The following is a 19,080-nucleotide window of genomic DNA, read 5'->3' as shown; positions in this document are numbered from 1 at the left end:
TATTCCGCGGAAGTTGAACGAGCGACCATGCTCCCATGGCGAACGATGGCGCAGTAGCCGCTAGAATTGAAACCCGTCGTTTCTCCATGTGGACGCTGACAGTGAATCTGAACGATCTCTACTTGTTCGTGCAGGCGGTCGACGCGGGCAGCATGTCGGCGGCCGCGCGCCGGCTCGACCTGCCGAAATCGACGGTCAGCAAGCGCGTTGCCGAGCTCGAGCGCACGCTCGGCGCACGGCTCGTGCATCGCACGTCGCGCAGCTTCCGGCTGACGCCGGTGGGCACTGAATTCTTCGAGCATGCGCGCGCGGCCGTGATCGAGGCCGAGAGCGCGCGCGACGCGGTGCTGCGGCAGGCCGCCGAACCGGCGGGCGTCGCGCGGATCACGAGTTCGGTGCCGGTTGCGCAGCACATCCTCGCGCCCTGCCTGCCGGCGCTGGCCATCGCACACCCGAAGCTGCTGCTGCAGATTCATGCGAGCGACCGCCTGGTCGACATCGCGCAGGAAGGCTTCGACATCGCGGTGCGCAGCCATTTCGCCCCGCTGCCCGATTCCGCGCTCGTGCAGCGGCCGCTCGCGACGTCGCCGATCGTCGTCGTTGCGTCGCCGGACTATCTCGCGCGCGCCGGCGCACCGCACGAGCCGGCCGACCTCGCGCGGCACGACGGGCTCCATCCGAGCCAGCAGCCGTGGTGTCTGCAACGCGGCGGCGACAGCGTCGACGTGACGCCGCGCATCCGCCTGCAGGCCGACGAATCGACGCTGCTGCTGCAGGCCGCGACGGCCGGCCTCGGCCTGGCCTGCCTGCCCGACTGGATCGCAAGCGACGCGCTTGCATCCGGCGCGCTCGTGCGCGTGCTGCCCGGCTGGCGGGCCGGCACCGTCACGACGACGCTGCTGATGCCGCACCGGCGCGGCCAACTGCCCGGCGTACGCGCGGCCGTCGAGTTTCTCGTGCGGCACGTGGCGCGTCATCATGGCGACGGTGGCGACGACGCGGGCGACGCGGGCGCGCCGGGCGATCAACCGACTTGATCGATTCAAATGCTGAATCGATCAAGTCAGCAATTGGCATGAAAGCGCAAATATCGACATGACAGAATGATCCGGACGCCCTGCCTGTCGGCATCGGCGTCTGGCGCCCGGCCTCCGGCCGACGGCACCCGATACGAAAACGCGCGCACCCGACGCGCCTGCCGCACGACGGCACCTTCCGCCATTCGGAGGAGACAGTCATGAATCCGCTTCACGCGCTGCCGGCATCCGCGTCGGCAACGGCCCGGCGCACGCGCGTGCGCTGGCTCGTGCTGGCCGTCCTGTTCGCGGTCACGACGATCAACTACGCGGATCGCGCGGCCATCGCGATCGCGGGCCCGAGCCTCGCCCGCGCGCTGCACCTGAGCCACGTGCAGATCGGTTTCATCTTCTCCGCGTTCGGCTGGTCGTACGTGGTCGCGCAACTGCCGGGCGGCTGGCTGCTCGACCGCTACGGGTCGCGCATCGTCTATGCGTTCAGCATCTTCTTCTGGTCGCTGTTCACGCTGCTGCAGGGCTCGATCGGCTTCTTCGGCGGCGCGGCCGCGTTCGCGCTGCTGTTCGGGCTGCGCTTCCTGGTCGGCGCGGCCGAGGCGCCTTCGTTTCCGGCCAACAGCCGGATCGTGTCCGCGTGGTTCCCGGCCGCCGAACGCGGCACCGCGTCGGCGATCTTCAACGCCGCGCAGTACGCGGCGACCGTCGTGTTCGCGCCGCTGATGGGCTGGCTCGTGCACGCGTTCGGCTGGCAGTCGGTGTTCGCGGTGATGGGCGTGCTCGGCTTCGCGTTCGTCCTGGTGTGGAATCGCACCATGTACGACCCGAAGGACCACCCGAGCATCAACCGCGCGGAACTCGACTATCTCGCCGAAGGCGGCGCGCTCGTCAACATCGACCAGGCGACGGGCGCGCGCGGCGGCGGCCCGTCGATGCGTCACGTGAAGGCGCTGCTGAAGAGCCGGATGCTGATCGGCGTGTACGTCGCGCAGTACTGCATCAACGCGCTCACCTACTTCTTCATCACGTGGTTTCCCGTCTATCTCGTGCAGGCGCGCGGGATGTCGATCCTCAACGCGGGGCTCGTCGCGTCGATCCCGGCCGTGTGCGGGTTCCTCGGCGGGATTCTCGGCGGCGTCGTGTCCGACGCGCTGCTCAAGCAGGGCCGGTCGCTGTCGGTCGCGCGCAAGGTGCCGATCGTGATCGGCATGCTGCTGTCGATGTCGATGATCGTCTGCAACTACACCGATTCGCACGTGCTCGTCGTGCTGTTCATGGCGCTGTCGTTCTTCGGCAAGGGGCTCGGCGCGCTCGGCTGGGCCGTCAACGCCGACACCGCGCCGCGCCAGATCGCGGGGCTGAGCGGCGCGCTGCTCAACACGTGCGGCAACCTGTCGAGCATCACGACGCCGATCGCGATCGGCTACATCGTCGACCGCAGCGGCTCGTTCAACGGCGCGCTCGTCTATGTCGTCGCGCACGCGCTCGTCGCCGTGATCTGCTACCTGTTCGTCGTCGGCGAGATCCGCCGCGTCGAGCTTCATTGAACGGCGCGGGCCGCGCCGGCGCGTCCGGCGGCCCGCGCGCCACCGGAACCAGGAGCGAACCGATGTCCGAATCCCGCCGTGCCGGCACCCCGCGCGTCACGCGCATGCAGGTGATTCCCGTCGCCGGCCGCGACAGCATGCTGCTCAACCTGTGCGGCGCGCACGCGCCTTATTTCACGCGCAACCTCGTGATCCTCGACGACAGCAGCGGCCACACGGGCGTCGGCGAAGTACCGGGCGGCGAAGGCATCCGCCACGCGCTCGAGCGCATGACGGATCTCGTGGTCGGCCAGTCGATCGGCCGCTACCAGGCGACGCTGAACGCGGTGCGCGCGGCGCTGTCCGGCGCGGGCGCGGATGCAGGTGCGGGCCGCACGATCCGGCACGAGGTCACGTCGGCCGGCGAGGCCGCCGTGCTGCGCCAGCCGCACGAGATCAACCTGCGGCTCGACAACGTGATCACCGCGATCGAGGCCGCGCTGCTCGACCTGCTCGGCCAGCATCTCGACGTGCCGGTCGCGGCGCTGCTCGGCGAAGGCCAGCAGCGCGACGCGGTGCCGATGCTCGCGTACCTGTTCTACCTGGGCGACCGGCACCGCACCGACCTGCCTTATCGCGACGAAACGCATGCGGCGGATCCGTGGTTCCGGCTGCGCAACGAAGCGGCGTTGACGCCGGCCGCGATCGCACAGCAGGCCGAAGCCGCGGTCGAGCGCTACGGCTTCGCCGACTTCAAGCTGAAGGGCGGCGTGATGGCCGGCGCCGACGAGATGGAAGCGATCGCGGCGATCAAGGCGCGCTTCCCCGACGCGCGCGCGACGCTCGACCCGAACGGCGCGTGGTCGCTCGACGAGGCCGTCGCGCTGTGCCGCGGGCAAGGTCACCTGCTCGCCTATGCGGAAGACCCGTGCGGACCGGAAGGCGGCTATTCGGGCCGCGAGGTGATGGCCGAATTCCGCCGCGCGACGGGCATTCCGACCGCGACCAACATGATCGCGACAGACTGGCGGCAGATGGATCACGCGGTGCGGCTGCAGGCGGTCGACATCCCGCTCGCCGATCCGCATTTCTGGACGATGCGGGGTTCGGTGCGGCTCGCGCAGCTGTGCCGCGACTGGGGGCTCACGTGGGGTTCGCACTCGAACAACCACTTCGACGTGTCGCTCGCGATGTTCACGCATGCGGCGGCGGCGGCGCCCGGCACGATCACCGCGATCGACACGCACTGGATCTGGCAGGAAGGCGACGCGCGGCTCACGCGCGAGCCGCTCGCGATCGTCGGCGGCAAGGTGGCCGTGCCGGAGCGGCCGGGGCTCGGGATCGAACTCGACATGGCGCAGGTCGAGGCCGCACATGCGCTGTATCAGGCGGTTGGCGGCACGGCGCGCGACGATGCGGTTGCGATGCGCTATCTCGTGCCGGGGTGGACGTACGATCCGAAACGGCCGAGTTTCGGGCGCGGGTGACGGGCTGGCGGGTGGCGGGCGGTGGTTGCCAAACCCCGAAAACGCCCGCATCCTGCCGGCTGCCTGAACCTGCCCGCGCGGCGACCGGTTCGGTACCCCGTCCACCCGGAAAGTAACGCTTGCCATGACGTCTCCCGACCCGACTCCGCGGCAGATCATCGTCTTCGTCCTGTATTCGGTGCTGTGCCTGCCCGCGAGCATGACCGTCGCCGGCTATGTCGCGACCTGGATGACGCGCAACGTGTCGAACTTCGAAGGCGGCGCGGGTTATGCGGCGCTCTGGTGGATGATCCTGCTGACCTGCGCGTTCTGCGTGCTGTCGGTCGTCGTCTTCGCGCTGCTGCGGAAGCGGACGGCGATTCTGGCGGCCATCACCGCGGGATTCGCCGCGTTGTCGGTGCCGACGTTCCGGCTGGTGCACGAACTGCTGACCTAGTCGCCGCCAGCCATCGCGCCACGTCGAAAGCCATGCCCCGGCGTTGCCAGGGGTCGCTGGAAAGGCGGAAAACAAAAAGGGCCCGGTCTTGCGACCGAGCCCTTCGAATTCCGTTGGTGGAGCGGAGGAGGATCGAACTCCCGACCTTCGCATTGCGAACGCGACGCTCTCCCAGCTGAGCTACCGCCCCAACAGTCGACCATCATACACACGCATTTCCGCGCTTGGCAATAGGGGTTACGTCACCCCGAACGCGTCACTTTGACGGCGCGCCAGCCAGCACCCATTCGACCACCGAACGGACGTCGGCGTCGCTCATGCGCGGATGCGCAGGCATCGGAATCGCACCCCAAACGCCGGAGCCGCCTTCCTTCACCTTCTTCGACAACTTCGGCACGGCCTGCGGATCGGACTTGTAGCGTGTAGCGATATCCTTGAACGACGGGCCGACAAGCTTGCGGTCGACCGCGTGGCAGCCCATGCATGCGTTGCTGCGCGCCACCTTCAGGCCGTCGCCGACGTCCGCGTGCGCGGCGCCCAGCGTGCCGGCCACGAGCGCCGCGGCCGCGGCGCCCTGCGCCACCCACTGTTTCATCTGCTTCATCTGCGCGATCTTCATTGCGACGGGGCCTTCGGGTTGCCCGGGTGCACGTTCGACGAATTCGAGATCGGCGCGGGCGGCTGAAGCGGCGTGGACTGCACCGACGCGTCAGGCACCGCACCGACCGTCGCGGCATCCGCCGGCGCGGCGGCAGCCTGCGCGCCGGACGCGCCGCTCGCGGGCGACGCGGCCTGCAGCGCCTGCGCGTCCTGCGGCTTGATGTACTGGAACACCTTCACGACCTTCTCGACGCCCGGCACCTGGCTCGTCGCTTCCGCACCGCGGTTGCCTTCGTCGACCGTCACGAGGCCCATCAGATACAGGTTGCCGCGCTCGCTGACGATCTTGTAGTTGTTCGCCGACAAGCCCTTCGTCGCGATCAGCTCGGACTTCACGCGCCCTTCGAGATACGAGTCGTTCGCGCGCGACGACAGCGACGACGCCGGCTCGACCGACAGTTCGTTGATGATGCCGTTCACGTTGTTGATCGCGCGCACGATTTCCTCGGCGCGCTGCTTCGAGGCATCGTTCGGCACTTCGCCCGTCAGCAGCACGCGACGGTTGAACACCGTCACGTTCACGTGCGACTGGTCCGGCAGCCCGCTGTTGATCTGCGACAGCGCCTTGACCTGGATCTCGCGATCTTCCGTCTGCGCGCCGAGCGTACGGCGATCGGTCGCGATCAGCGCACCACCACCGGCCGCTGCGCCCAAGACTCCGAGCACGCAACCCTGCAGCGACACGGCGAGGCCCGCCGTCAGCGCGACGAGCAGCGTGGTTCTGACGAGCGTCTGTTTGACGCGGCTTTGATTCATCGACGGCTCTCCTTCGTTCAATCCTCACCCAGCAGCATCGCGTCGATGCCGTCGCACAGGCAGTGGATAGTCAGCAGATGGACTTCGTGGATGCGTGCCGCGCGAACGGCGGGCACGCTGATCGGAATATCGGTGTCGGACAGCGCCGCCGCGACCGCGTGGCCGTTGCCGCCAGTCAGCGCGACGACGGTCATCTCGCGCTCGTGCGCCTCGTCGATCGCCGCCAGTACGCGCGGCGATGCGCCGCCCGGATCGAGCACCAGCAGGATGTCGCCCGTCTGGCCGAGCACGCGCACTTGCTGCGCGAACAGTTGTTCCGCAGCCGCCGTGCCCACGAGGCCGGCCTGCGATGCGTCGGTGGCCAGCGCGATCGCGGGCAGGCCCGGGCGCTCGCGCTCGAAGCCGCCGACGAGCGACACGGCGAGATAGTGCGCGGCGGCGGCCGACGGGCCGTCACCGCAGGCGACGATCTTGTTGCCGTTCGCCAGCGCGGCGAACATCGCGTCGACCGCGGCTGCGATCGGCAGCGACAGCGCGTCGGCCGCTTCGGCATGAAGCGCGACGCTGTCGCGGAAATGTTGCTGAATACGTTCGACTGACATCGATTCCTGGTGAACTGGGCGCGTGGCTCGCATCACGCGACATCATGGGTGCGGCGAGTTTACCGTACTCCGACACCCTCTCCGGGGGTCCGGCAAGAACTCTTTACATCTGGTCACAGCTCGCGGCTACGCATCGTCGGTACGAAATGCGTCGCGCAGCCACGCGAGCCGCCCGGCCTCGAACGCGACGACGTCGAAACGGCACGCGGCCCCGGCACCGTGGCGTGCCCAGAACTGGAGCGCCGCCGCGACCAGACGACGCCGCTTGCGCCAGCCGACGCTCGCGGCCGCGCCGCCATGCCGGACGCTGCGCCGCGCGCGCACTTCGACAAACACGAGCATGCCGTCGGGCTCGCGCATCACGAGATCGAGCTCGCCGCCGCGCATCGTCACGTTCGCCGCGACGAACCCGAGGCCGCGGCGCTCGAGAAACTGCCGCGCGCGCAGCTCGAACGCCGCGCCGACCGGTTTGGATCCCGCCGCGCCGGAAAAGTTGTCGCCCGCACGCGGCAAACCGCGCCCGTCGCCCGGCCGGGCCGGCGCCGCGTGGCACAATGCCGTCCTTGTTCCGCCTGCGCCGCGATTGCGCGCATTGCCCGCCATGACTGCCCTCCTCGAACTCGCGCATACGCAGCACTACCCGAGCGCCGCGCTCTATGTGGTCGCCACGCCGATCGGCAATACCGCCGACATCACGCTGCGCGCGCTGCACGTGCTCGGCCTCGTCGACCGCATCGCGGCCGAAGACACCCGCAACACGGGCCAGTTGCTCGCCCGCTACGGGATCTCGAAACCGCTCGTCGCCGTGCACGAGCACAACGAACGCGAAGCCGCGCAGCGCGTGGTCGACCTGCTGCGCGCCGGCGAACGCGTGGCCTACGTATCGGACGCCGGCACGCCCGGCATTTCCGACCCCGGCGCGCGGCTCGTCGACGCGGTGCGCGACGCCGGCTTCGCGGTGATCCCGCTGCCCGGCGCAAGCGCGGCCGTGACCGCGCTGAGCGTGGCCGGCGGCTGGGCCGGCGCGTTCACGTTCGCAGGCTTCCTGCCGCCGAAGACCAAGCAGCGCGCGACCGCGCTGCAGGCGCTGGTGTCGCACCCGTACGCGCTGGTGTTCTACGAAGCGCCGCACCGGATCGCCGAAACCGTCGCCGCACTCGCCGACGCGTTCGGCCCCGCGCGCCGGCTGCTGATCGCGCGCGAGCTCACCAAGCTACACGAGCAGCTGTTCCAGGGCACCCTGGCCGAAGGGCAGACCTGGCTCGCCGGCGATGCGAACCGGCAGCGCGGCGAGTTCGTGCTGGTCGTCGAAGGCGCACCGGCAACGAGCGGCGAAGCCGACGACACCGCGCACGACGCGCTGCTCAGGCTGCTGCTGGAAGAAGTGCCGGTGAAGAGCGCGGCCAAGCTCGCGGCCGCGCTGACGGGCGCGTCGCGCAACACGCTGTATGCGCGTGCGCTCGCGCTGAAGGAAGGCTGACGCGCGACGGCGCCGCGCAGAAACGACAAAGGGCTGCCGGAAGGCAGCCCTTTGTGCAAAAGCGGACGATCCGCCGCGTTACTTCGCCGACAGCGACGCGACCATTTCGTCGCGCGCCTCGCGCGCTTCCTGCGGCGACAGCCCTTCGATCTTCACGCGGCCCGTGCCGGCATGCACGAGGCCGATCACCTTGGCGGCCGCATACGACAGGTCGAGCACACGGCCGCGCTTGAACGGCCCGCGATCGTTGACCTTCACGACGACCCACTTGCCGGTCGACGCGTTCGTCACCTTGATATACGACGACAGCGGCAGCGTGCGGTGCGCGGCAGTAAGCGCATTCATGTTGAAACGCTCGCCGTTCGCGGTGCGGCGGCCGTGGAAATCCCGCCCGTACCACGATGCGCGACCCGTCTGGCGGAAGTCGGACACATCCTTGCCATCGATCGGCTCGGCGTCCGCCAGCGACGGTTTCTTCGCGTCCTTGCTGTCGGCAGCCGGCATCGATGCCAGCGCGGAATCGAAATTCAGTTGCTGCTTGTCGTTGTCCGCCTTCGCGGCAGCGGCCGTCTTGTCGACCGCGTTCTTCTGGTTCGCGCTTCCGGTGGTCTGGCTGGGTGGCACCGCACAGCCCGTCAACGCAAAAAATAATGCAATGGTCCCGAATCGGCTCGGAATTCGTACGTTCATCGACGTGTCGCCTTCTGGTTCGGGCCGGTGCTTGACGACGCTGCTTCACAACGCAGACACGCGGCCCGGACGGCAAATGCGTGCACGCCCCGCTCGCAATGCGAGCAGGCGGCTAGCATGGGCGCGGCTCATCTCTATGCCGCAACCGTCCTGATTAGCTTTCACGTCTGGCGCAACCTGTCCCCAACAGCCTGACCAGACCCCACATGCCGCCATCGAACATGACTTCACGTTCGCGCGCGTCGAAACGACCAACGCACAGGAACGGCGGCACAGGCCTCATCCGGCGGCGCGGCAGCAGGGCCGCAGGCGGGCGCGCAGCACCCGGCCGGACAAGACGTGAGCACCGAATATTCGGTGCTGGATACACCGCCGGACTCCCCGGCGGCCGATGCTTGACGGTGCTTCCGGCGCCCCATTTAACGGGGCCGAAACACCAGCGAATTGCGTGAAATTCACGCGCAATGGAGCGCATTATACATAAACCAAAAGGCTGTCTCGAAAAGCACCCCCTCCACACCATTGATTCTCTCTATGGTTGTAACAATCGGGATGCTCCGGGAATCCCCTCGGCCGCGTGTCGCGCCGTGCGCCGCGCGGGCGGCAGGCAGCGCGCGCGACCGGTACAATCGCTCCTTTTAGCCGCCGGTGTCTCCATGAAAGTCACGCTCATTCCGGTCACGCCGTTCCAGCAGAACTGCTCGCTGCTCGTCTGCGAGAAGACCGGCCGCGCCGCCGTCGTCGATCCGGGCGGCGATCTCGACCGGATCGAACAGGAAGTCGCGCGGCAGAACGTGCAGGTCGAGAAGGTGCTGCTCACGCACGGGCACATCGATCACTGCGCGGGCGCGAAGACGCTCGCGACGCACTACGGCGTGCCGATCGAGGGGCCGCAGGAAGAAGAGCGCTTCTGGATCGAGAAACTGCCGATGCAGAGCGAGCGCTTCGGCTTTCCGGCCGCCGAAACCTTCGAGCCGGACCACTGGCTGAACGATGGCGACACCGTGCAGTTCGGCGACGAGACGCTCGAGGTCTATCACTGCCCGGGCCACACGCCCGGCCATGTCGTGTTCTTCAGCCGCGCGCATCGCGTCGCGATCGTCGGCGACGTGCTGTTCGCCGGCTCGATCGGCCGTACCGATTTCCCGCGCGGCAATCACGCGGATCTCGTCCGTTCGATCAAGGAAAAGCTGTGGCCGCTCGGCGACGACGTCACGTTCGTGCCGGGCCACGGCCCCGTCTCGACATTCGGCGACGAGCGCCGCACGAACCCGTTCGTGTCCGACAAGGTATTCGGATGAACCAGACCGCCATCCCGGAAATCTACGTCAGCACCGACGTCGAGGCCGACGGCCCGATTCCCGGCCCGCACTCGATGCTGAGCTTCGCATCGGCCGCCTACACCGAGGACAAGCAGCTGATCGCGACGTTCTCGGCGAACCTCGAGACGCTGCCCGGCGCGCAGGCGCATCCGGTGCAGGAAGCATGGTGGAAGACCGAGCCCGAAGCCTGGGCCGCCTGCCGGCGCGACCTGCAGGCGCCCGAGGCAGCGCTGGTCGCGTACGTCGACTGGGTCGAGGCGCTGCCCGGCAAGCCGGTGTTCGTGGCGATGCCGGCCGGCTTCGACTTCACGTTCATGTTCTGGTACATGATGCGCTTCGCGGGACGTTGCCCGTTCTCGTGGTCGGCGCTCGACATCAAGACGCTCGCGTTCGCGATCACGGGCCTGCCGTACCGCAAGGCGATCAAGCCGCGCTTTCCGAAGCACTGGTTCGACGATCATCCGCACACGCACGTCGCGCTCGACGACGCGATCGAGCAAGGCGCGCTGTTCTGCAACATGCTCGCCGACCTGCGCCGGCAGCAGGCCGCGCTCGCGGGCCTCGCCGTGTCGGACACCGATCGGTCGGAAAACGCGGGGGCGGGACAAATTCCCACGGATCCGCGGGCAAATTAGCGAATCTCGCTCAACAGCGCCGCATCAGATTGCCTTTCCTTTCCCGGCCCTCTAACATTCAGCATGTTGTAGCTGCCGCATGGAGGCGCAGGTGACGCTCGATTCCTTTTCGCAAAAAATCCTTCGCCTGTTGCAGCTCGACGCGCGCCGTTCCGTACAGGAAATCTCCGACCAGGTCGGTCTGTCGAGCACGCCATGCTGGCGGCGCATCAAGGACATGGAACAGTCGGGCGTGATCCAGCGCTACACGGCGCTGCTCGATCGCGAGAAGCTCGGCCTGCACGTTTGCGCGCTCGCGCACGTGCACTTGACCCGCCACAACGAAGGCGGCGTCGAGCAGTTCGAGCGCGAGATCGCGACCTGCCCGGAAGTCACCGAGTGCTACAGCACGACCGGCGAAGCCGATTACATCCTCAAGATCGTCGCGCCGGACATCAAGGCCTACGACGTGTTCCTGCACGAGCGCATCTTCAAGATTCCGGCCGTGTCGCAGGTGCGCACGAGCGTCGTGCTGCGCGAAATCAAGTTCGACACGCAACTGCCGCTGTAACACGCGGGCGCGGCCGACTCCCCGGCCGGCTCCCGGTCGCGGTGACCGTTATCGGCGGCCCTGTTACGCCTGCACGGGCATCGCGCGCGTGAAGCCGATCCGGCGCGCGCCGAACTCGCGCTCCAGCGCGGCGACGTCGAGCCGGCTGCCCAGCGCCGCATCGGTGTCGTGCGGATCGCTGGCGAGCGTCACGTCGATCTCGAGCCCCGTACTCAGGTAATGCAGGTTGATCGCCGCCGCGCGCAGCCCGCGCTGCGCGAGCGCGGCCTCGAGCCGTGCCGCGATCTCGCCGCGCGGCGGCAGCGCGAGCGCCGGACGGCGCGCCGCGTCGTTCTCCGGGTCGACATGGATCAGCGCGTCGAGCACACGCTGGTCGGACAGCACGCGCGCACGCGCGGTCTCGGCGATGTAATGCCCTTCGGAAACGGAGATCTTCGGATCGACGAGGATGTGCGCGTCGACGAGCGCGGCATCGCCCATCTTGCGCGTGCGCAGGTCGTGCACGTCGCGCACACCGGGCGTCGCCGCGAGCAGCGCGCGGATCTCGGCCGTGTCGGCCGTATCGAGCGCGCGGTCGGACAGGTCCTGCAACGCGTCATAACCGAACGTCCAGCCCATACGCGCGACCATGAAGCCGACGATCGCGGCCGCGATCGGGTCGAGCAGCCGCACGCCGGCCAGGCTGCCGACGATGCCGATCGCGACGACGAGCGACGACGCGGCATCCGAACGCGCGTGCCATGCGTTCGCGACGAGCATCGCCGAGCGCACGCGCCGCGCCTCGCGCAGCATGTAGCGAAACAGCGCTTCTTTCGACACGAGCACCGTCAGCGCAACGATCAGCGCGGAAAAATGCACGGCCGGAATGTTTTCGAGATTAACGAGCCGGTCGCCGGCCCGCCAGAGCATGCCGATCCCGACCGCAATCAGGATCGCGCCGAGAAACAGCGACGCAACCGTCTCGTAGCGGCTGTGTCCGTAATTGTGGTCGGCATCGGGCGATGCACCGCTATGCCGATTCGCAACCAGCACGACAAAATCCGAGATCAAATCGGATATCGAATGCACACCGTCGGCAATCAATGCCTGCGAATGCGCAATCGTGCCGACGACGATCTGAAATGTCGCAAGCACGACATTCAGAACAATACTGACGAGTGTGCTCTTGCGCGCAACCGCGTGCTTATCTGCGCTCTGAGCGTCGCCGGAAAACGTGGACATGAAATATGAGATATCGGTGTGCGATGCGCAATTCTATCAAAGGCGTGTCGCGAACCCGTCCAATACCCACAAATTCCTCATTTAAATCAACTGCTTATGCGAACGTGTCGCATTTCCATTCACATGCAATTCTTACATTTTTATGACAATGCACAGGCGCCTGCCGGCACCCGGAAACAAAAAAGCCGCGCTCCTGAACGGACACGCGGCTCTTTTGAAGAACAGACGACTTAAACAAACGTTTAAATCGCAAACTGTTCGCGGTTCTTGCCTGCAATCCAGCGCGGCGGCTTGCCGCGGCCCGACCACGTCGCGCCCGTTTCCGGATCGCGGTATTTCGCGGCCACGCCAGCGCGCGGACGGCCGACCTTACCTGCCTTCGCGCGGCTGAGACCGAGATCGGCGAGCGAAAAGCCATAGTCGGCAATTTTCTGCTTCACGTCATTCAGCACTTCAGCGTATTCACGCGACTTCGCTTCTTCGATTTGCTTCTCCAGCTTCTCCCGCTGGGCCAGCAGGTCCTTGTAAGAAGACATAGTTTCCCTTTCTATCTGACCAATGGCGCCGGTCTGCAGCCAGCTCACCATTCATGAAATATATGTGCCTCGGATTTTCGAAGGCAGAGATTAGCACAAAAAAGATTTGATAGAAGCGGTATTCATGAAAATCCCGAGGCCAATTGAATTTCGCACATGTCATTTTGACCGGCCGCGGCCATTTCTCAAATTTTTACGTCTCTCCACAGAGATTAGGACATTAGCGATTGTCTATTCGGCCTATCAACATACGCAATTACCCTGCATTCGAAAAATCAAAGCTTTCATAGGACGACAGCTTTGCAAAAATCGGACGGCACGTTTTGCTAAACGGACAAATCGGCACCCGCGACGTCACGCCACATCCCGAGCGCACGCGATCAGCTGGTCGCACAGCGCGCCGGTATCGGCCGACGGCGCGTCGAATGGCGTGCGCACGCGGCGGCCGTCGCATCGCCAGTCGGCGCCATGGCGATCGACGCCAAGCAATTCGAGCCCGTCGCGGCGCGCATCGCCGGCATCGTATGCGTCCCACAGCGCCTGCTCCTCGTCGAAAGCGAGCGGCGGCAGCGCGTCGAGAAGGGTGCCGTCGACCCAGCCCATGCGCCCGAAGCCGCCGATATAACGCAGCCGCTCGATGTCGAGCGCCCAGAACGTGAAATCGCCGAGCGCAAGATAGCGCGCGGCGTCCGGCTCGTAGCGCCGGTAGCGCGCGCTCACATGCGGATCGTCGCCGAGCGGCACGAACCGGCCGAGCAGCGTCGCGCGCTCGGCATTCAGCACGTCGCCGCCGGGTGCGTCGACGACGAGGAAGCCCGCGCGCGGATCGGCGGCGAGATTGCGCGTGTGCTCGGCAAGGCCGCTCACGAGGATCACGGGCCGATGGCTTGCATCGGGTGCAAACGGGACGACGGTCGGATACGGGAAGCCCTGCGGATCGCGCGCATGGGTGGCGAGCGTGCCGAGCGCGCAGCGGTGCAGCAGGTGCAGGGCGAAGGCGGGATCGATGTTCAAGAGGACTCCTGCGGTCGAAGGACGGCGAGCCGGGCGCGCCGCGTGTGCTTCGATGTTACCCGCGGGCGCTGCGTGTCGCGCATCGGTCGAACGGCCGATGCGGCCCGCCCCCGGCCATCGGCCGAACGGACATCGCCCGGCAGGATCGTAAGCGGTTCGATAGAATCGGACAAATCCGACGGACGCCGCGTGCGTCCGCGCATTTTTTGACGAGCCTCCCCGTGTCCGAATCCGCTTCCCCCGAATCGTCGTCCCCGTTCGCCGCGCCGCCCGACGCGCATCGCGTGCTGTCGCTCCCGGCCCGCCAGCGCGCGCGCACCGCGTCGATGGCGCTGTTCTTCGTCGCCGGCATGATGTACGCGTCATGGGGCGTGCACGTGCCGACCGTGCGCGACAAGTTCGCGCTGAGCCCCGGGCTGCTGTCGATCGCGCTGTTCGCGGTCGCCGGCGGCTCGATCGCCGCGATGCTGACCATCGCGCGCTGGATCACGCGCGTCGGCTCGCGCACCGCGTGCCTCGCGGGCGGGCTCGTGATGTCCGCGTGCGCGGCGCTGATCCTCGTCGTGCCCGACTACTGGATGCTGCTCGCCGTGCTCGCGCTGTTCGGCTTCTCGATGGCGACGCTCGACGTCGCGATGAACGCCGAGGCCAGCGCGGTCGAGATCGCGCTCGGCAAGCCGATCATGTCGTCGCTGCACGGCATGTTCAGCATCGGCGGGATGTCGGGCGCGGCGGCCGGCGGCGCAGTGCTGTCGGCCGGCATGGCGCCGGCCGTGCATCTCGCGCTCGCGGCGGCGGCGAGCGCGACGGTGCTCGTGGTCGCGAGCCCGGCCGTGCTGCCGCATGTGCCGCATCACGAACACGCGCACGGCGGCGGCAACCGCTGGCGCTCGCCCGCATTGTGGATGCTCGGCGGCATCGCGCTCGTCGCGCTGATCGCCGAAGGCGCGATGTACGACTGGGCGACGGTCTACATGCGCGACGTCGTCGCGGCGAGCCCCGCGCTCGCGAGCGCCGCGTACGCGGCGTTCTCGGGCGGGATGGCCATCGCGCGCTTCGCGGGCGACGCCGTGCGCGCCCGCTTCGGCGCGCCGCAGCTCGTGTTCGCGAGCGCGTCGCTCGCGTGCGCCGGGATGATCGGCGCGCTGCTGCTGCCGTATCCGGCCGCGGTGCTGACCGGCTTCACGCTGATGGGCCTCGGCCTCGCGAACATGATGCCCGTGCTGTTCGCGGCCGCCGCGCGCGTGAAGGGCATCCACGCAGCCGAAGGGCTCGCGCATGTGGCGGGGCTCGCGTATTTCGGACTGCTGTTCGGTCCGGTCGTGATCGGCGCGGTCGCGCAGGCCGCGAACCTGACCATCGGCCTGTCGGTCGTCGCGCTGTGCGCGGCGCTCGTCGCGGCCGTCGCGCCGAAGGTGCTCGCGCACCTGAAGATCTGACGGCACGGCGCACGCCGGCCAAAAAGAAAGCGCGCATGCGTTGCCGCATGCGCGCTTTCACCCCTACTGTTGACCGCTTTTTGCGTTACATCTTCACTTCGTCGAGCAGCGACTTCTTGCCGCTCTTGTAGTTGTACAGCGAGATCACGCCGTGCTGCAGGTCGCCCTTCGAATCGAAGGTCGTCTTGCCGATCACGCCCGTGTAGTTCGTCGCCGGCATCGCCGACAGGATCTTCGCCGGATCCGTCGAGTTCGAGCGCTTCATCGCATCGACGATGATGTACACGGCGTCATACGTGAACGGAGCGTAGATCTGGATCGGCTGGCCGAAACGCTTCTCGTACTTCGCCTTGAACGCGCCGCCGCCCGGCATCTTCTCGAGCGAGGCACCGGCTTCCGAGCACACGATGTTGTCGGTCGCGTCGCCGGCCAGGTCGGCCAGCTTTTCCGTGCACACGCCGTCGCCCGCGAAGATCTTCGCGCGCAGGCCGAGCTGCTTCGCCTGCTTCGCGAACGGGCCGCCCGTGGCGTCCATGCCGCCGTACATGATCGCGTCCGGGTTTTCGCCCTTGATCTTCGTCAGAATCGCGCGGAAGTCGACTGCCTTGTCGTTGGTCGCGTCGTGCGACATCACGTTCAGGCCAAGCGCCTTGGCCTTCTTCTCGAACTCGTTCGCGAGACCCTGGCCGTAGGCGGTCGAATCGTCGACCACCGCCACGCTCTTGATGCCCTTCGAGTGCGCGTAGTTCGCGAGTGCCGGGCCCTGCTGCGCATCGGTCGCCACCACGCGGTACGTGGTCTTGAAGCCTTGCTGCGTGTAGGCCGGGTTGGTCGCCGACGGCGAGATCTGCACGATGCCCGCATCGCTGTAGATCTTCGAGGCCGGGATCGACGTGCCCGAGTTCAGGTGGCCGACCACCGCGACGACCTTGTCGTCGACGAGCTTCTGCGCAACCTGCGTGGCCTGCCGCGGGTCGGCCGCGTCATCCTGCGCGTCGAGTTGCAGCGTAATCTTCTGGCCGCCGATCGTGAGACCCTTGGCGTTGATCTCCTCGACTGCGAGACGTGCACCGTTTTCGTTGTCCTTGCCCAGGTGTGCAATGCCGCCCGTCAAGGGCGCGACGTGGCCGATCTTGACGACTTGATCGGCGGCCGCGTTGCTTGCAGCTGCAACGCACAGCATCGCCGCAGCGGTGATCGGCAACAGCTTCTGCATTTTGATATTCATGTAAGTCTCCAGTTTCGGTCCCAATAAACGCCATCGCCCGGTGCCCCGCTGCCATCCTTGTGTTTGCAATCACTGGACGATTCGCCGGTTGCATCGTTCATGCACTTGGCCTCAAGCACGTGAAAACAGCCGCTTTTAGCAGCCACCCGCTCGTACTTGCGCGCAAGTGTAGGTGATCAAATTAATTTGTGGGACTTTTTTGGGGTAGTGGTAACACTACTGATATGCACACACTGGAATGACTACTCGAATATCGTCGCAAGCCCCGCCTGATAAGGGTTTCCGCTAATTCCCGGGATCCGGCTGAAAGGTGGTTTTAAAGCATTCCCGTGTCATTTCGATTCGGTATTTTGTGCACGGGATCATTGAATGAAACACGCGTGACAGCACGCGCGTTTCGTCGTCCGATATGACCGTTCGGGCGGTCGACGGAACCCGTCGTTCACGCGGCCGACGCACGCCATTCGGCGTCCAGTGCAGCGACGAGCTGCGACGTCGTCAGCGCGTCGCCGCGCCGCCGCGCGAGCGGCGCGCCCTGGCCGGCCCACAGCGACAGGTAGTCGCCGTCGTTCGCGCGCGCGGCGGCCTGGCGCAGCGGCTGCGTCAACGCGTTCTGAACCGGGTACGGCGCCGCATCGGCCACGTGTTCGCCGAGCCGCGCCATCAGCGTGTTGCGCAGCCCGCGCGCGTGGCGGCCGGTGATCGCGCGCGTGACCTGTGTCGACGTGTCGGTACTGGCGAGGAGGCGCGCCTTCCAGTCCGCCGCGATCGCGCTTTCCGTGCAGGTGAGGAACGCCGTGCCGAGCTGCGCGCCCTGCGCGCCGAGCGCGAGCGCGGCCGCGATCCCGCGGCCGTCCATGATGCCGCCCGCGGCGAGCACCGGCAGCCCGGTCGCGTCGACGAGCTGCGGCACGAGCGCGAACGTGCCGATCAGCGCATCGTCGGCGGAGCCGATGAAGGTGCCGCGATGGCCGCCCGCTTCTGCGCCCTGCGCGGACAGCGCATCGGCGCCGGCCGCCTGCCACGCGAGCCCTTCGGCGACGTGCGTCGCGGTGCCGATCACGTAGGTGCCGGCAGCCTTCAGGCGCGCGACGTCGGCCGCGTCGAGCACGCCGAACGTGAAGCTCGCGACCGGCACGCGCAACGCCACGAGCGCATCGAGCTGTGCGCGGAAGTCGGGTGCGTAACGTGCGGGCGCGACGCCCGGCGGCAGCCCGAGCGTCGCGTTCAGCGGATCGATCGCCGCCAGTGCGCGCGCGACGGTGGCCGCATCGGGCGCGGCGTCCGGCAACACGAACAGGTTGACCGCGAACGGGCGATCGGTCGCCGCGCGGATGGCTTCGACTTCGGTCGCGAGGCGCTCGGGCGCGAACGCGCCGGCGCCGAGGCTGCCGAGCGCGCCGGCGTTCGATGCGGCGGCGACCATCGCGGTCGTGGTCGCGCCGACCATCGGCGCCTGCACGAGCGGCAGGCGCAGGCCGAAGCGTACGGAAAAGGGCGTGGAAAACAGGCGGGCGGACATGGCGAATCCTTCGATGACGATGCGCGAAAGCGCTTTGTAAAGGCCGACACATCGACTCTATCGAAGCGGCGCATCGCCGAAAAATGAATAATCGAGATCGAAACGATCGCTGCGCGAGAAGCGGGCGCGCGCCCTGCACCGCCGTACGATTGGTGGCACACTAGGCCGCCCTCTTCCACCCCGGGGCGCGCACGACGCACCCCGTTCGCCAGGAGTTCAAAACGTGACTGCACAATGGATCGACATCCCGACCGGTAACGACAGCTTCGGTGGTTATCTCGCGCTGCCCAAGCGCGGCACGGGCCCTGCCGTCATCATCATCCAGGAGATCTTCGGCGTGAACTCGCACATCCGTGCGGTCGCCGACCAGTACGCGTCCGACGGTTACGTCGCGCTCGCGCCGGACGTGTTCTGGCGCACCCAGCCGCGCGTCGAGCTGACCTACGAAGGCGCGGATCGCGACAAGGCCATCGAGCTGATGAAAAAGACCGACGTGGGTCTCGCGGTCGCGGACATCGGCGCAGCGGCCGACGCATTGCGCGCGCGCCCCGAAGTGGCCGGCAAGATCGCCGCGATCGGCTACTGCTTCGGCGGCCAGCTCGCGTATCGCGCGGCCGCGACCGGCAAGATCGACGCGGCGGTCGCCTACTACGGCGGCGGCATCCAGAACGCGCTCGACCTCGCCGGCAAGGTCACGCAGCCGATCCTGTTCCACTACGCGGAAAACGACCACGGGATCCCGCTCACGGCCGTCGACCAGGTCAAGGCCGCGTTCGCCGGCCACGGCCACGCTTCGTTCCACGTGTATCCGGGCGCCGAGCACGGCTTCAACTGCACGGACCGCGCGTCGTACAACCAGCGCGCGTCGGCGCTCGCGCACGGCCGCACGCTGACGTTCCTCGCCGAGCACCTGTAAGAACGGCCAGTCGCGGGCCCATCGCGCCG

General features: G+C 67.4%; 20 protein-coding genes and 1 tRNA gene. 10 read left to right on the top strand and 11 right to left on the bottom strand.

Annotated elements, in window-relative coordinates; translation table 11 throughout:
* Positions 1-35 precede the first annotated feature (35 nt).
* The 4 genes from ACN22W_RS01415 (at position 36) to ACN22W_RS01400 (ending at position 4,480) form a co-directional block, all read left to right on the top strand.
* The gene (locus ACN22W_RS01415; RefSeq protein WP_419685870.1) at positions 36-1,037 is read left to right on the top strand and encodes a LysR family transcriptional regulator; all 1,002 of its coding nucleotides are present in this window, start codon (positions 36-38) and stop codon (positions 1,035-1,037) included.
* Between the two features lie 200 nt (positions 1,038-1,237).
* Complete coding sequence (locus ACN22W_RS01410; RefSeq protein ID WP_419685869.1) at positions 1,238-2,578, top strand: MFS transporter; 1,341 nt, start codon at positions 1,238-1,240, stop codon at positions 2,576-2,578.
* Positions 2,579-2,640: 62 nt separating this feature from the next.
* Positions 2,641-4,044, top strand: coding sequence for an enolase C-terminal domain-like protein (locus tag ACN22W_RS01405; RefSeq protein ID WP_419685868.1), 1,404 nt, complete (start codon positions 2,641-2,643; stop codon positions 4,042-4,044).
* Between the two features lie 124 nt (positions 4,045-4,168).
* Complete coding sequence (locus ACN22W_RS01400) at positions 4,169-4,480, top strand: hypothetical protein (RefSeq protein ID WP_419685866.1); 312 nt, start codon at positions 4,169-4,171, stop codon at positions 4,478-4,480.
* 114 nt (positions 4,481-4,594) lie between these two features.
* On the opposite strand, the gene ACN22W_RS01395 is transcribed toward ACN22W_RS01400, so the two are convergent.
* From ACN22W_RS01395 to ACN22W_RS01375, 5 genes are all read right to left on the bottom strand, one after another.
* Positions 4,595-4,670 (bottom strand) — tRNA-Ala (locus tag ACN22W_RS01395).
* 66 nt (positions 4,671-4,736) lie between these two features.
* Positions 4,737-5,084: a c-type cytochrome gene (locus ACN22W_RS01390; protein WP_419685864.1), complete on the bottom strand. Its 348-nt coding sequence runs from the start codon at positions 5,082-5,084 to the stop codon at positions 4,737-4,739.
* Positions 5,085-5,095: 11 nt separating this feature from the next.
* On the bottom strand, positions 5,096-5,896 hold the full coding sequence (locus ACN22W_RS01385) for a BON domain-containing protein (protein ID WP_129513472.1): 801 nt from the start codon (positions 5,894-5,896) through the stop codon (positions 5,096-5,098).
* Between the two features lie 17 nt (positions 5,897-5,913).
* Positions 5,914-6,498 carry an SIS domain-containing protein gene (locus ACN22W_RS01380; RefSeq protein ID WP_048248145.1) on the bottom strand — a complete coding sequence of 195 codons (585 nt, stop codon included), beginning with the start codon at positions 6,496-6,498 and terminating at the stop codon, positions 5,914-5,916.
* Between the two features lie 126 nt (positions 6,499-6,624).
* Complete coding sequence (locus tag ACN22W_RS01375) at positions 6,625-7,053, bottom strand: YraN family protein (protein ID WP_419687352.1); 429 nt, start codon at positions 7,051-7,053, stop codon at positions 6,625-6,627.
* Between the two features lie 46 nt (positions 7,054-7,099).
* On the opposite strand from ACN22W_RS01375, the gene rsmI reads away from it, so the two are divergent.
* Entirely contained in the window at positions 7,100-7,978 is an 879-nt protein-coding gene (gene rsmI / locus ACN22W_RS01370; protein WP_419685862.1) for a 16S rRNA (cytidine(1402)-2'-O)-methyltransferase, read from the top strand.
* 78 nt (positions 7,979-8,056) lie between these two features.
* On the opposite strand, the gene ACN22W_RS01365 is transcribed toward rsmI, so the two are convergent.
* Positions 8,057-8,668 carry a septal ring lytic transglycosylase RlpA family protein gene (locus tag ACN22W_RS01365; RefSeq protein WP_193097454.1) on the bottom strand — a complete coding sequence of 204 codons (612 nt, stop codon included), beginning with the start codon at positions 8,666-8,668 and terminating at the stop codon, positions 8,057-8,059.
* A gap of 656 nt (positions 8,669-9,324) precedes the next feature.
* Between ACN22W_RS01365 and ACN22W_RS01360 the strand changes: the two genes are divergently transcribed.
* The 3 genes from ACN22W_RS01360 to ACN22W_RS01350 all read left to right on the top strand — a co-directional run bounded on the left by ACN22W_RS01360 (position 9,325) and on the right by ACN22W_RS01350 (position 11,175).
* Entirely contained in the window at positions 9,325-9,969 is a 645-nt protein-coding gene (locus ACN22W_RS01360; RefSeq protein ID WP_048248141.1) for an MBL fold metallo-hydrolase, read from the top strand.
* A complete protein-coding gene (locus ACN22W_RS01355) occupies positions 9,966-10,625 on the top strand; it encodes an exonuclease (RefSeq protein WP_419685860.1) in 660 nt (219 codons plus the stop codon). The genes ACN22W_RS01360 and ACN22W_RS01355 overlap by 4 nt, the downstream gene beginning before the upstream one ends.
* 79 nt (positions 10,626-10,704) lie before the next feature.
* Complete coding sequence (locus tag ACN22W_RS01350) at positions 10,705-11,175, top strand: Lrp/AsnC family transcriptional regulator (RefSeq protein WP_006477376.1); 471 nt, start codon at positions 10,705-10,707, stop codon at positions 11,173-11,175.
* A 63-nt stretch (positions 11,176-11,238) separates the two neighbouring features.
* On the opposite strand, the gene ACN22W_RS01345 is transcribed toward ACN22W_RS01350, so the two are convergent.
* The 3 genes from ACN22W_RS01345 to ACN22W_RS01335 all read right to left on the bottom strand — a co-directional run bounded on the left by ACN22W_RS01345 (position 11,239) and on the right by ACN22W_RS01335 (position 13,946).
* Positions 11,239-12,396 (bottom strand): cation diffusion facilitator family transporter, encoded by a 1,158-nt coding sequence (locus ACN22W_RS01345; RefSeq protein WP_129513467.1) that lies wholly within the window; start codon positions 12,394-12,396, stop codon positions 11,239-11,241.
* A 242-nt stretch (positions 12,397-12,638) separates the two neighbouring features.
* Positions 12,639-12,932, bottom strand: a complete 294-nt coding sequence (locus ACN22W_RS01340; protein ID WP_039324408.1) for an H-NS family nucleoid-associated regulatory protein — start codon at positions 12,930-12,932, stop codon at positions 12,639-12,641.
* A 354-nt stretch (positions 12,933-13,286) separates the two neighbouring features.
* Complete coding sequence (locus ACN22W_RS01335; RefSeq protein WP_419685859.1) at positions 13,287-13,946, bottom strand: HugZ family protein; 660 nt, start codon at positions 13,944-13,946, stop codon at positions 13,287-13,289.
* 221 nt (positions 13,947-14,167) lie between these two features.
* Here ACN22W_RS01335 and ACN22W_RS01330 point away from each other — a divergent pair, with 221 nt between their 5' ends.
* Positions 14,168-15,385: an MFS transporter gene (locus ACN22W_RS01330; protein ID WP_419685858.1), complete on the top strand. Its 1,218-nt coding sequence runs from the start codon at positions 14,168-14,170 to the stop codon at positions 15,383-15,385.
* Positions 15,386-15,470: 85 nt separating this feature from the next.
* On the opposite strand, the gene ACN22W_RS01325 is transcribed toward ACN22W_RS01330, so the two are convergent.
* The gene (locus tag ACN22W_RS01325) at positions 15,471-16,613 is read right to left on the bottom strand and encodes a branched-chain amino acid ABC transporter substrate-binding protein (protein WP_343495499.1); all 1,143 of its coding nucleotides are present in this window, start codon (positions 16,611-16,613) and stop codon (positions 15,471-15,473) included.
* Positions 16,614-17,055: 442 nt separating this feature from the next.
* Complete coding sequence (locus ACN22W_RS01320; protein ID WP_419685855.1) at positions 17,056-18,135, bottom strand: NAD(P)H-dependent flavin oxidoreductase; 1,080 nt, start codon at positions 18,133-18,135, stop codon at positions 17,056-17,058.
* Positions 18,136-18,358: 223 nt separating this feature from the next.
* Here ACN22W_RS01320 and ACN22W_RS01315 point away from each other — a divergent pair, with 223 nt between their 5' ends.
* Positions 18,359-19,051: a dienelactone hydrolase family protein gene (locus ACN22W_RS01315; RefSeq protein ID WP_419685854.1), complete on the top strand. Its 693-nt coding sequence runs from the start codon at positions 18,359-18,361 to the stop codon at positions 19,049-19,051.
* The last annotated feature ends 29 nt before the right edge of the window (positions 19,052-19,080 follow it).

The sequence above is a fragment of the Burkholderia theae genome, assembly GCF_048565265.1.
In the GTDB taxonomy this organism is placed as follows: Bacteria; Pseudomonadota; Gammaproteobacteria; order Burkholderiales; family Burkholderiaceae; genus Burkholderia; species Burkholderia theae.
Note: the sequence above shows the minus strand (reverse complement) of the source record. Positions and strands in the feature narration are given on the sequence as shown.

What these genes read in the sequence shown, in the direction of transcription:
- rsmI (WP_419685862.1), top strand. Translation starts at nt 7,100, where the DNA reads ATGACTGCCCTCCTCGAACTCGCGCATACGCAGCACTACCCGAGCGCC.
- ACN22W_RS01390 (WP_419685864.1), bottom strand. Translation starts at nt 5,084, where the DNA reads ATGAAGCAGATGAAACAGTGGGTGGCGCAGGGCGCCGCGGCCGCGGCG.
- ACN22W_RS01410 (WP_419685869.1), top strand. Translation starts at nt 1,238, where the DNA reads ATGAATCCGCTTCACGCGCTGCCGGCATCCGCGTCGGCAACGGCCCGG.
- ACN22W_RS01405 (WP_419685868.1), top strand. Translation starts at nt 2,641, where the DNA reads ATGTCCGAATCCCGCCGTGCCGGCACCCCGCGCGTCACGCGCATGCAG.
- ACN22W_RS01380 (WP_048248145.1), bottom strand. Translation starts at nt 6,498, where the DNA reads ATGTCAGTCGAACGTATTCAGCAACATTTCCGCGACAGCGTCGCGCTT.
- ACN22W_RS01320 (WP_419685855.1), bottom strand. Translation starts at nt 18,135, where the DNA reads ATGTCCGCCCGCCTGTTTTCCACGCCCTTTTCCGTACGCTTCGGCCTG.
- ACN22W_RS01360 (WP_048248141.1), top strand. Translation starts at nt 9,325, where the DNA reads ATGAAAGTCACGCTCATTCCGGTCACGCCGTTCCAGCAGAACTGCTCG.
- ACN22W_RS01385 (WP_129513472.1), bottom strand. Translation starts at nt 5,896, where the DNA reads ATGAATCAAAGCCGCGTCAAACAGACGCTCGTCAGAACCACGCTGCTC.
- ACN22W_RS01350 (WP_006477376.1), top strand. Translation starts at nt 10,705, where the DNA reads ATGGAGGCGCAGGTGACGCTCGATTCCTTTTCGCAAAAAATCCTTCGC.
- ACN22W_RS01355 (WP_419685860.1), top strand. Translation starts at nt 9,966, where the DNA reads ATGAACCAGACCGCCATCCCGGAAATCTACGTCAGCACCGACGTCGAG.
- ACN22W_RS01415 (WP_419685870.1), top strand. Translation starts at nt 36, where the DNA reads ATGGCGAACGATGGCGCAGTAGCCGCTAGAATTGAAACCCGTCGTTTC.
- ACN22W_RS01340 (WP_039324408.1), bottom strand. Translation starts at nt 12,932, where the DNA reads ATGTCTTCTTACAAGGACCTGCTGGCCCAGCGGGAGAAGCTGGAGAAG.
- ACN22W_RS01325 (WP_343495499.1), bottom strand. Translation starts at nt 16,613, where the DNA reads ATGAATATCAAAATGCAGAAGCTGTTGCCGATCACCGCTGCGGCGATG.
- ACN22W_RS01400 (WP_419685866.1), top strand. Translation starts at nt 4,169, where the DNA reads ATGACGTCTCCCGACCCGACTCCGCGGCAGATCATCGTCTTCGTCCTG.
- ACN22W_RS01345 (WP_129513467.1), bottom strand. Translation starts at nt 12,396, where the DNA reads ATGTCCACGTTTTCCGGCGACGCTCAGAGCGCAGATAAGCACGCGGTT.
- ACN22W_RS01365 (WP_193097454.1), bottom strand. Translation starts at nt 8,668, where the DNA reads ATGAACGTACGAATTCCGAGCCGATTCGGGACCATTGCATTATTTTTT.